The 10,200-nt window shown below is 71.7% G+C and carries 10 protein-coding genes; 1 reads left to right on the top strand and 9 read right to left on the bottom strand.

Annotated elements, in window-relative coordinates; all coding sequences use genetic code 11:
• Positions 1-499: 499 nt before the first annotated feature.
• The 7 genes from AC2DFQ_RS12425 to AC2DFQ_RS12395 form a co-directional block, all read right to left on the bottom strand.
• Positions 500-1,357: a metal ABC transporter permease gene (locus tag AC2DFQ_RS12425; protein WP_484507660.1), complete on the bottom strand. Its 858-nt coding sequence runs from the start codon at positions 1,355-1,357 to the stop codon at positions 500-502.
• Entirely contained in the window at positions 1,357-2,169 is an 813-nt protein-coding gene (locus AC2DFQ_RS12420; RefSeq protein WP_484534102.1) for a metal ABC transporter ATP-binding protein, read from the bottom strand. The genes AC2DFQ_RS12425 and AC2DFQ_RS12420 overlap by 1 nt, the downstream gene beginning before the upstream one ends.
• On the bottom strand, positions 2,166-3,128 hold the full coding sequence (locus tag AC2DFQ_RS12415; protein WP_484534101.1) for a metal ABC transporter substrate-binding protein: 963 nt from the start codon (positions 3,126-3,128) through the stop codon (positions 2,166-2,168). Before AC2DFQ_RS12415 ends, AC2DFQ_RS12420 begins: the two co-directional genes overlap by 4 nt.
• 189 nt (positions 3,129-3,317) lie before the next feature.
• Entirely contained in the window at positions 3,318-4,700 is a 1,383-nt protein-coding gene (locus AC2DFQ_RS12410) for a dihydrolipoamide acetyltransferase family protein (protein WP_484534100.1), read from the bottom strand.
• A gap of 138 nt (positions 4,701-4,838) precedes the next feature.
• Complete coding sequence (locus tag AC2DFQ_RS12405) at positions 4,839-5,816, bottom strand: alpha-ketoacid dehydrogenase subunit beta (protein ID WP_484534099.1); 978 nt, start codon at positions 5,814-5,816, stop codon at positions 4,839-4,841.
• On the bottom strand, positions 5,813-6,964 hold the full coding sequence (locus AC2DFQ_RS12400) for a thiamine pyrophosphate-dependent enzyme (protein WP_484534098.1): 1,152 nt from the start codon (positions 6,962-6,964) through the stop codon (positions 5,813-5,815). Before AC2DFQ_RS12400 ends, AC2DFQ_RS12405 begins: the two co-directional genes overlap by 4 nt.
• Positions 6,965-6,968: 4 nt before the next feature.
• On the bottom strand, positions 6,969-8,087 hold the full coding sequence (locus tag AC2DFQ_RS12395) for a histidinol-phosphate transaminase (protein WP_484534097.1): 1,119 nt from the start codon (positions 8,085-8,087) through the stop codon (positions 6,969-6,971).
• Positions 8,088-8,145: 58 nt separating this feature from the next.
• On the opposite strand from AC2DFQ_RS12395, the gene AC2DFQ_RS12390 reads away from it, so the two are divergent.
• Positions 8,146-8,538 (top strand): phage holin family protein, encoded by a 393-nt coding sequence (locus AC2DFQ_RS12390; RefSeq protein ID WP_484534096.1) that lies wholly within the window; start codon positions 8,146-8,148, stop codon positions 8,536-8,538.
• Here AC2DFQ_RS12390 and AC2DFQ_RS12385 read toward each other — a convergent pair.
• Together AC2DFQ_RS12385 and AC2DFQ_RS12380 are read right to left on the bottom strand one after the other, a co-directional pair.
• A complete protein-coding gene (locus AC2DFQ_RS12385; RefSeq protein ID WP_484534095.1) occupies positions 8,492-9,814 on the bottom strand; it encodes a hypothetical protein in 1,323 nt (440 codons plus the stop codon). The genes AC2DFQ_RS12390 and AC2DFQ_RS12385 overlap by 47 nt on opposite strands.
• Entirely contained in the window at positions 9,811-10,098 is a 288-nt protein-coding gene (locus AC2DFQ_RS12380) for a hypothetical protein (RefSeq protein WP_484507651.1), read from the bottom strand. The genes AC2DFQ_RS12385 and AC2DFQ_RS12380 overlap by 4 nt, the downstream gene beginning before the upstream one ends.
• Positions 10,099-10,200 lie beyond the last annotated feature (102 nt).

The following is a 10,200-nucleotide window of genomic DNA, read 5'->3' as shown; positions in this document are numbered from 1 at the left end:
CCGGGTGCGGAGTTACCCGTGTGCGGAGTTACCCGGATGCGGTGCGGAGTGCGGGTGCCGGCGCCGCGGCGCGGCCGCCGCCGCGGGGCTGCACAACGGCGGAGACGGTCCGCGACACACCGGCCCCGCGGCATCCCACACGGCGCGTCCCCACGATCTCCGCAGTTGTGCCGGCCGGGCGCGGGACGGAGAGGCGGAACGTCGGGTGCGGGTGCCGGGGGCCGCGTGCCGGGTGCGGAGTTACCCGTGTGCGGAGTTACCCGGATGCGGTGCGGAGTGCGGGTGCCGGCGCCGCGGCGCGGCCGACGCCGCGGGTATGCACAGCGGCGGAGACGGTCCGCGACACACCGGCCCCGCGGCATTCCGTGCGGCGTGTCCCCCACGATCTCCGCAGTTGTGCCGCCCGGGCGCGGGACGGAGAGGCGGGTGGGCGGGTGGGTGGAGAGGCGGGTGGGCGGTGAGGTGGGTGGGTGGAGAGGCGGGCGGGCGGGCGGAGGCGTCAGGCGGTGCGCGTGACCCGGCCGCGGCGGCCGCCGACCGCACGGCACACCAGGTAGATCACGAAGGAGATGGTCGTGATGTAGGGGCTCACCGGGAGAGTGCCCGCGACGGCGAGGAGGATGCCGCCGACCGCGGAGACGAACCCGAAGAGTGCGGCCAGGACCGGGACCGAGAGCGGCCCGGACGCGATGCGCATGGCCGCAGCGGCGGGGGTGACCAGCAGCGCCATCACCAGCAGCGCTCCGATGATGTGCACGGCGACGGCGACGACGAGACCGAGCAGCAGCATGAAGGTCAGGGATACGGCCGTGGTCGGGACGCCCCGAGCCGCTGCCGACTGCGGGTCGAGCGAGTCGAATCGCAGCGGACGCCAGATCAGCAGCAGAGCGACGAGCACCACCGCGCCGATGGCGATGAGCCAGCCGAGCTGCCCGGTCTGCACCGACACGATCTGTCCCGTGAGCAGACTGAACCGGTTCGCGCTGCGGCCGTTGTAGAGGGAGAGGAAAAGGATGCCGAGGCCCAGGCCGAAGGGCATCAGCACGCCGATGATCGAATTGCGGTCGCGCGCGCGGGCTCCGAGCCATCCGATGAGCGCGGCGGCCACGAGCGACCCGACGATGGAGCCTGTCACCACATCGAACCCGAGCAGAAGCGCGGCGGCGGCTCCGGCGAACGACAGTTCGCTGATGCCGTGAACGGCGAAGGCCATGTCCCGCTGCACCACGAACACGCCGATGAGGCCGCCGACGAGCCCCAGGATCGCACCGGCGATGACCGAGTTGGATACGAGCGCGAGGATGGCGCCGTAGTCGGGCAGCCCGCCGAACAGCGCGTCCCACACCTCGCCGGCCATCAGTGCTCGCCCTCGTGATGGTGGTGGTGCGACGCTTCCGCGTCGGGTGCGCCGACCACCACGAGGCGGTCGCCGGCGCGCAGGACGTACACGGGCGCTCCGTACAGCTCGGTGAGCACGCGCGAGTTCAGCACGTCATCGGGACGTCCGAGGGTGAACCGCCCCCCGGCGATGTACAGGATGCGGTCGACCTTGCCGAGCACCGGATTGATGTCATGCGTGACCAGGAGGACCGCGGCGTCGTTCTCCCGACGGTGCTTGTCGATCAAGCGCACGACGGCCTGCTGGTTGGCGAGGTCCAGGCTCGTCAACGGCTCGTCGCACAGCAGCAGCCGCGGTTCGTCCGCGAGCGCCTGCCCCACGCGCAGTCGCTGCTGCTCACCACCGGAGAGCGCGCCGACGGGGCGATCGGCGAAGGATTCGGCTCCGACCGCGGTCACGAGCGCTTCGGTGCGGGCACGGTCGCCCCGGCGCGGAATCGGCAGCCCGAAGCGGTGACCGTTCACCCCGAGGGCGACGAGATCGCGACCTCGGAGCGCCGTCTCGGCTGGCAGCGGGCGCTGCTGAGGGATGTATCCGATCCCGCGGTTGCCCGCCCCGCGCACCGGCGCGCCCAGCGCCGAGATGCTACCCGCGCTCAGCCGCTCCAGGCCCAGGATCGCGCGAAGGAGGGTGGTCTTGCCCGAGCCGCTGGGTCCCAGGACCGCCATCAGTTCGCCGGGCTCCACCTCGAGGTCGAGGCCGCTCCAGAGCGTCCGACCATCGCGCCGGAGAGCTGCACCGTGGATCTCGAGCGGTCGTTCTGACCTCACCGCTCCAGCGCGCCGGCCAGTGCCGCGACGTTCTCGTCCATCCACGAAAGGTAAGTCTGACCCTCCGGCAGCGTCTCCGCGAACTCCACGACCGGAATGCCGGCGCTTTCCGCCTCGCGGAGCACCTCTTCGGTCTCGGGTCCGCCGGTCTGCGCGTTGGCGATCACGACCCGGACGTCGCCGGCCGCCAGCAGATCGAGGGCCTCCAGAAGAGTCGCGGGAGGAACGTCCTGCCCCTCCTCGACGGCTTCGGTGAACGCCTCGGGGGTGACGTTCTCGAGCTCGGCGGCCGATGCCAGGTACAGCGGCACCGGCTCGGTGACGAAGACCTTCGCTCCCGCATCCGTGGCCGCGATCGCGGCAAGGGAGTCCTCGAGGCCGGCGATCCCGCCGGCGAACTCCTCGAGGTTGGCCGCGATGTCGGCGGCGCTGTCGGGCACGAGCGCGGTGAGCTCGTCGGCGACCGCCTCGGCCACGTGCACCACCGTATGCGGGTCGTACCAGACGTGCTCGTTGAAGCCTTCGACGTGCTCGTGGTCGCCGTGGTCGTGCTCGTCCCCCGCGGCATCCTCGTCGGACTCTGCACCGTGACCGGCGTTGCCCGGCCAGTCGTGCGAGTACTCGGCGGCGGTGATGACGTGCGCGTCGGTTCCGGATGCGTCGATGAGCCCGTCGATGAACCCGTCGTAGCCGCCGCCGTTCTCCAGCACGAGGTCGGCGCGGTTGACGGCCAGCTGGTCCTGCGCGCTGGCCTCGAACGAGTGCGGATCCTGCCCCGCCGACGTCACGATCGAGGTGACCTCGACCGCATCCCCTCCGATCGCCTCGACGATCTGCCCGTACACGTTGGTGGATGCCACGACCCGGACCACACCGTCATCCGTCTCCGCGGTGGTGCTCGCGCAGCCGGCGAGTGCGAGAGCGGAAACGGCGACGAGCGCGAAGCGCGAACGGATCATGCGCTCCACCCTACCGGCTATTGATAACCGTTCTCACCCGTCCCATCCGCCCCGGTCCCTGAGCCGCGAGAATCCACGTGGGCGGCGAGAATCCGGTCGGATGCGGCATTCTCGCCGGGAGGATGGATTCTCGCGGTCAGTGGGGGGCGGGCGGCGGGCGGGGGCGGGCGGCGGGCGGGGGCGGGCGGGTCAGTCGAGGAGGAGCGCGGGTTCCTCAAGGATCGAGGCCACGTCGGCGATGAAGCGGCTCATCTCGTCGCCGTCGATCACGCGGTGATCGAAGGATCCGGCCACGGTCGTGACCCAGCGCGGGCGCACCTCGCCGTCGACCACCCACGGCTTCTGCCGGATGGTGCCGAGGGCCACGATCCCGGCCTCGCCGCCGTTGATGATCGGGGTTCCCGCATCCATCCCGAACACGCCGATGTTGGTGATCGTGATCGTGCCGCCCTGCTGGTCGGCGGGTGTCGCCTTGCCCTCGCGCGCGGTGGTCGTGAGCTTCTGCAGCGCGCGGGCGAGTTCGCGCATCGTGAGGTCCTGCGCGTCCTTGATGTTGGGAACCAGGAGCCCGCGGGGAGTGGCTGCGGCGATGCCGAGGTTGACGTAGTGGTGCAGCCGGATCTGGGCACCGTCGTCGCCGTCGACCCAGGCCGCGTTCACCATCGGCGTGCGCCGGACGGCCCAGATGACGGCACGCGCCATGATCAGCAGCGGCGAGACCTTGACGTCGGCGAAGTCGGGCGAGGCCTTCAGCCGCTTGACGAGTTCCATCGTCCGCGTCGCGTCGACGTCCGTCCACACCGACACGTGCGGGGCGGAATAGGCCGTGCGCACGAGGCCCGTCGCGACGGCCTTGCGGACGCCGCGGACGGGGATGGACTCTTCGCGGGCATCCTTCGCGGCGGCGTCGTTCCCGGCCCCGGCCGCGTCGTTCCCGGCCCCGGCGGGGGCCGCAGCAGCCGGCGCGGCAGGAGCCTGGGCAGGCACGGGGATGGTCTCCTCGCGGACGGCACCCCACTCCGGCGTCTCCAGGTTGCGGAAGACGCTCGCCTGCGACGCCTGCTTCACGACGTCCTCGCGCGTGACCTCCCCGGCGGCGCCACTGGGCGTCACCGCCGCGAGGTCGACGCCGAGGTCGCGGGCGAGCTTGCGGATCGGAGGTTTGGCCACCACGCCGACGGATGCCGCGACCGGCCGCTCAGCGGGGCGCCGGCGGCGCGACTGTGCGGCCCCGCCGGTGCCGTAGCCGACGAGCACCGCCCCACCGGGGTCGGTGGGTTGGGGAACCGTCGCGGCGGCGGGAGCGGGTCCGTCGCCGGAACCCCCGTCCGGCGCATCTGCGATGGTGATGATCGGGGCGCCGACATCCACGGTGTCGCCCTCGGCAGCGAGCAGCTCGCCGACGGTGCCCCCGAACGGCGAGGGGAGTTCGACGAGCGACTTGGCCGTCTCGATCTCCACCAGTACGTCGTTGACGGCGACGGTGTCACCGGGAGCGACGCGCCACGACACGATCTCGGCCTCGGTGAGGCCTTCACCGACGTCCGGGAGGAGGAAGGTCTGGGTGCTCATCGGAGCGTCCTTTCGATCACGTCGTGCTCCTGCAGTGCGGCGGAAAAACCCCGCCGCAGGCGTCTTCGCGGGCGCCTGCGTCGATTCTGCAGGAGTTATGCCCGCGGGTGGCCGGATCTGCGCGCATGGCCGGACGGGTCAGTAGGCGAGGGCGCGATCGACGGCCTCGAGGATGCGGTCGGCATCGGGCAGGTACGCCGCTTCGAGCTTCGCCGGCGGGAAGGGGGTGTCGAAGCCGGAGACCCGGATGACCGGGGCCTCCAGGGAGTAGAAGGCCCGCTCGGCCACGGTCGCGGCGACTTCGCTTCCGAGGCTCGTGAACCCCGGCGCCTCCTGCGCATAGACCATCCGACCGGTGCGTCGGACGGAGTCCAGGATCGGGCCGTAGTCCACCGGCGACAGCGACCGCAGGTCGATGACCTCGCAGCTGGTTCCCTCGCCCTCGGCGAGCGCGGCGGCCTGCAAGAGCGTCGTGACCATGGCGCCGTGGCCCACGAGGGTCACATCCGTCCCGCGCCGCACGACCCGGCTCTCGTGCAGCGACGCCCCGGGCGCGGTCGTGTCGACCTCGCCCTTCTGCCAGTACTTCGCCTTCGGCTCGAGGAAGATGACCGGATCGGGCGAGGCGATCGCCTCCTGGATCATCCAGTACGCGTCATGCGCGGTCGAGGGGCTCACCACGCGCAGGCCGGGTGTGTGCGTGAAGTAGGCCTCTGGGCTCTCCTGGTGATGCTCGATCGCGCCGATGTGCCCGCCGTAGGGGATGCGGATGACCACCGGCATCTGCAGGGCGCCCTCATGCCGGTATGTGATCTTCGCCAGCTGGGAGGTGATCTGGTCGAACCCGGGGAAGACGAATCCGTCGAACTGGATCTCGCACACGGGCCGGAATCCGCCCATGGCCAGGCCGATCGCGGTGCCGACGATGCCCGATTCGGCCAGCGGCGTGTCGATGACGCGCTGCGGGCCGAAGTCGGCCTGCAGCCCCTCGGTGATCCGGAAGACCCCGCCGAGCGGGCCGATGTCCTCGCCCATCAGGAGGACGCGGTCGTTCTCCTCGAGGGCGCGGCGCAGTCCCGCGTTGAGGGCCTTGCCCAGCGGCATTTCGTTGCTCATGACGCCCCCTGTTCGAACGACGCCTCGTACTCGGCCAGCCACCGGCGCTGCTCGTCGACGAGGGGGTGCGCAGCGGAGTAGACATTCGCGAAGATCTGCTCGGGGTCGAGGGTCGTCGCCGCGTTCGTCGTACGGGTGCGGATGTCGTCGGCGAGTGCCTGGCCCTCCGCATCCGCCTCCTCGAAGAACGCCGTGGACGCGCCGCGGCCCTCCAGGAACGCCCGCATGCGCACGATCGGGTCCCGCCCCGCCCACGACTTCTCCTCCTCGGAGGTGCGGTACTTCGTGGGGTCGTCGCTGGTGGTGTGCGCGCCCATCCGGTACGTCATCGCCTCGATGGCGCGGGGGCCGTCGCCGCCGCGGGCCTCATCGAGCGCGACCTTGGTGACCGCGTAGCTGGCCAGCACGTCGTTGCCGTCCACCTGAACGCTCGGGATGCCGTAGCCTGCGCTGCGCCGATAGAGCGGCGAGCGCGACTGGGTCGCGACCGGAACCGAGATCGCCCACTGGTTGTTCTGGAGGAAGAAGACCTCGGGGGCGCGGAAGCTGGCGGCGTAGACCATCGACTCGTGCACGTCGCCCTGGCTGGATGCTCCGTCGCCGTAGTACACGATGACGGCCTCGTCGCGGTCGGCGTCGCCGGTACCGCACTTGCCGTCGAAGACCAGCCCCATCGCCAGCCCGGTGGCGTGGAGGGTCTGCGCCCCGAGGACGAGCGTGTACAGGTGCGTGTTGCCGTTGGCGGGGTCGAACGGGTTCCAGCCGCCGTGGGTGAGGCCGCGCATGAGGCGGAGGATGTGCAGCGGATCCACGCCGCGCACCTGCGCGACGACGTGCTCGCGGTACGACGGGAAGAGGTGGTCCTGTGGCCGGGCGGCTCGCACCGACCCCACCTGGGCGGCCTCCTGGCCCCAGCTGGGCGGCCACAGGGCCAGCTGGCCCTGCCGCTGGAGGTTGGTCGCCTGGCGATCGAAGGCGCGGATCGAGACCATGTCGCGGTAGAACTGCTCGAGTTCGGCGTCGCTCAGCGCGTCGACGACATCGCGGTACGGCTCGGCGGCTGCGGTGGGCGCCAGCGATCCGTCGGCGGCGAGCACGCGCACCAGTTGCGGGTCGTCGTGCGCTCCGGTGAATTCGGGCCCTGTCACGGTTCTACGCTAGCCCGCGGCCTGGGTGGCCCTCTGGGAGGGTCTCGACAACGGATGCTGCGACCCGTAGGACCTTGTCCACAGACTCCTCTTCGCCCACCGACACCCGCAACCCGTCTCCGGCGAACGGACGCACGACGAGTCCTTCGGCGCCGAAGGCCGCGGCGAACTCCTCCGTGTGCGCGCCGGCCGGTAACCACACGAAGTTGCCCTGCGCCTCCGGCACCCGCCACCCGGCCTGCCGAAGGCCTGCCGCGAGGCGGTCGCGGCGTCCGGTGATGACGCGGACCCGCTCCAGCAGGGCATCTTCCGAATCGAGGCTGGCGAGGGCCGCGGTCTGCGCCTGGGCGGTGACCGAGAGTGGGATCATGGTCGCCCGCGCCGCATCCAGCACCCGCGGGTGACCGATCGCGTAACCGATGCGCAGGGCGGCGAGCCCGAAGGCCTTCGAGAAGGTCCGCAGGGCCACGACGTTGGGCCGTCCGAGAAGACCGAGCACCCGCATCCCGTCGACGGCGTCGGGATCAGTGACGAATTCGGCGTAGGCCTCGTCGAGGATGACCATGACATCCGCGGGCACGGCGTCGAGGAAGGCGGCGAATTCGTCATGGGTGACGATCGGGCCGGTGGGATTGTTCGGGCTGCACACGAGGATGACCCGCGTGCGCTCGGTGACCGCCGCGGCCATCGCGGGAAGGTCGTGGCGGGCGTCGTCGGTGAGGGGTACCTCGATCGCGGTCGCTCCGGCCACGTTCACCAGCGTCGGATACGCCTCGAACGACCGCCAGGCGTAGATCACCTCGTCGCCCGGACCGGCCGCGGCGAGGATCAACTGCGCGATCACCGACACGCTTCCCGCCCCCACGTGCACGGCCTCCACGGCGACTCCGAAGCGGGCGGCCAGTCGCTCGCGCAGCTGCGAGGCCATGGCATCCGGGTAGCGGTTGAGCGCGCCCGCCGATGCCACCGCCTCGAGCACCCCGGGGAGCGGGTCGAACGGGTTCTCGTTGCTGGACAGCTTGAACGCGTCGGCACCGGCCTGCTTGCCCTGCCGATAGACCGGAAGGGACGCGATCTCGGGCCGGATGCGGGGGAGGACGGGCGCCTCGTCGTCGACGGTCACCCGTTGAGCCTAGCCGCGGCACCTGGGCGCCTCGCGCCCGCTCTGGCATAGTGGGCCCGTGCGCTTCATCGTCCGCGTGATCATCAACGCCTTCGCGATCTGGGTGGTCTCGCTCGTCTCCGTGCTGCAGGTACGCCTCGTCGCCTTCCCCCCGGGGGAGTGGCTGCAGGTGGCATTGACCGCGCTGCTGGTCGGCGCGATCTTCGCCGTGGTGAACAGCATCATCGGCACGGTGCTGAAGGTGCTCGCCTTCCCGCTGTACATCCTCACGCTGGGGCTCATCTCGCTGGTGATCAACGGCTTCCTGCTGTGGCTGACCGCGTGGATCACCCAGCTGTGGGACTTCGGCCTGCGCGTCGAGCACTTCTGGTGGGGCGTCGTCGCCGCGCTCCTCATCACGATCATCAATGCGATCCTGGGTGCTCTGTTCCGCCCGAGCCGGGCGGACTGACCCGCTCCGCGGCATAGTCCCACGCCACGGCGCGCTCGGCCTCGGCCAGTCCGGCGAACACGGTGCGCAGCTCCGCCACACGCGGGTCATCGGAGGCGTCCACGTGCGCTGCGGTCTCCGCGTACGCCGTCATGTGGTGGGCGGGAAGGGTGAGGTCACGCACCCCCGGCTGGGGGTCGGCGGTGCGCTCGACGACGAAGCTCCCCGCCGCTCCCACCGGCAGGGGGTGGCCGCCGCCCTGAAGCGCCGCAACCGGGTCGTCGGTGTGCCGGACGGTGACCGCGAGCGTGTCGGCACCGACCTCGGCCTGGATGGGCGACCCGAACGAGACGAGCGTGCGGGTCTCGTACTGTCCCTCCAGCGCCAGCCTCTCGGCCACCATCGCGCCCTGCGAATGCCCGAACGCATGGACGACGTCGCCCGGCTCAGCGCCCGCGTCCTCGAGGGCGCGGAGCGCGGCCTGGTACGAGGCGGAGCGCTCACCGGCGTACAGCTGCACGGTCGAGCGCACGTCGAACGGGTCGGTTCCGGTGATCGACTGCGTTCCGGCGATGTAGACGGCGAACTGCCGCCCGCCATCGGGCATCGTGTAACGCTCCACCCGCACGCGGGTGTCTCCGCCGCCGGGAACGCGGGCCGCCGCTTCCGCGAGCGTGGCCGGCGGCGAGGGCGTTGCCACAGGCGTCCGCCGGATGGCGACGGGCTCACCCGCACCGGCCAGCCGCTCACGAGCGCCGACCGGCCCCAGCCGCAACGCGTCGACGCTCCGCCCGAGGGCTGCCACGGTGAACGGCACGATCGAGGCGAGGAGCATGTCCGCTCCGCGGGAGCCGACCCAGGCCTGCCACTCGAGGTCACCGCGGTCGCCGGCGCTCTCGAGCACGTCGCGAGCGCGCAACCACAGCTCCGGACGCCCCCACTGGGCCGCCGCGATCCGGTCGTCCAGACGCGCAACGGCGGTGGCATCACCGGCCGCCACCGCTGCGGCGCGCTGGGCCAGCACCTCGACGGCCTCGTACAGGTCTGCTGCCTCGTCGACCGCGGCGGCGAGGTGGGCGGCCAGCTGAGCGGCATCGCCGAGGACGCCGCTCACCGTCAGCAACTCGGTGATCGGAGGGGCACCCGCGACGCCGGAGAGCCGCTCGGGCACGCCTCGCAGCAGCGCGGTGATCTCTTCGGCCTCGGCGGCGACGTCACGAAGGCGGCCCGCGGCCGCGCGGAGCGACGCCGTGTCGACCTCCACCACCCGGCCGTCGCGGATCACCAGATCGCTCACGGAGCCGCCGTTCCGGCGAGGAGGCGAGCCTGCGTTCGCCGCAACCCGTCGACCGCGTCGTCGGCATACGCCTGAGCGGAACGCACGGCCCGCTCGAGGTCGTCCGCGCGCTCGCGGAACGCCCGCGCCGACGGCGCCTGCCACTGCACCGCATCGGCGACACGACCGGTGCGCACGGTCAACGCGTCGATACGATTGCGCGCGGCGCGCACCATCCACAGCACCTCCTCCACCGTCGCCGCGCCGGCCAGCGTGAAGGGGTCGAGGGCGGGAGGCGTCGTCACACGACCACGGTGCCCCGCTCGCGGGGCGGAGGACGGCGACGAACGGCGGCCGGTGGAAAGGGGCTCGACAACTCGGCCTGTGCAGGACCGGTCAGCGACGAC

It is taken from the genome of Microbacterium sp. Z11_20 (assembly GCF_057197605.1).
The sequence above is the reverse complement of the archived record's forward strand: the minus strand, read 5'-3'. Positions and strand labels throughout refer to the sequence as shown.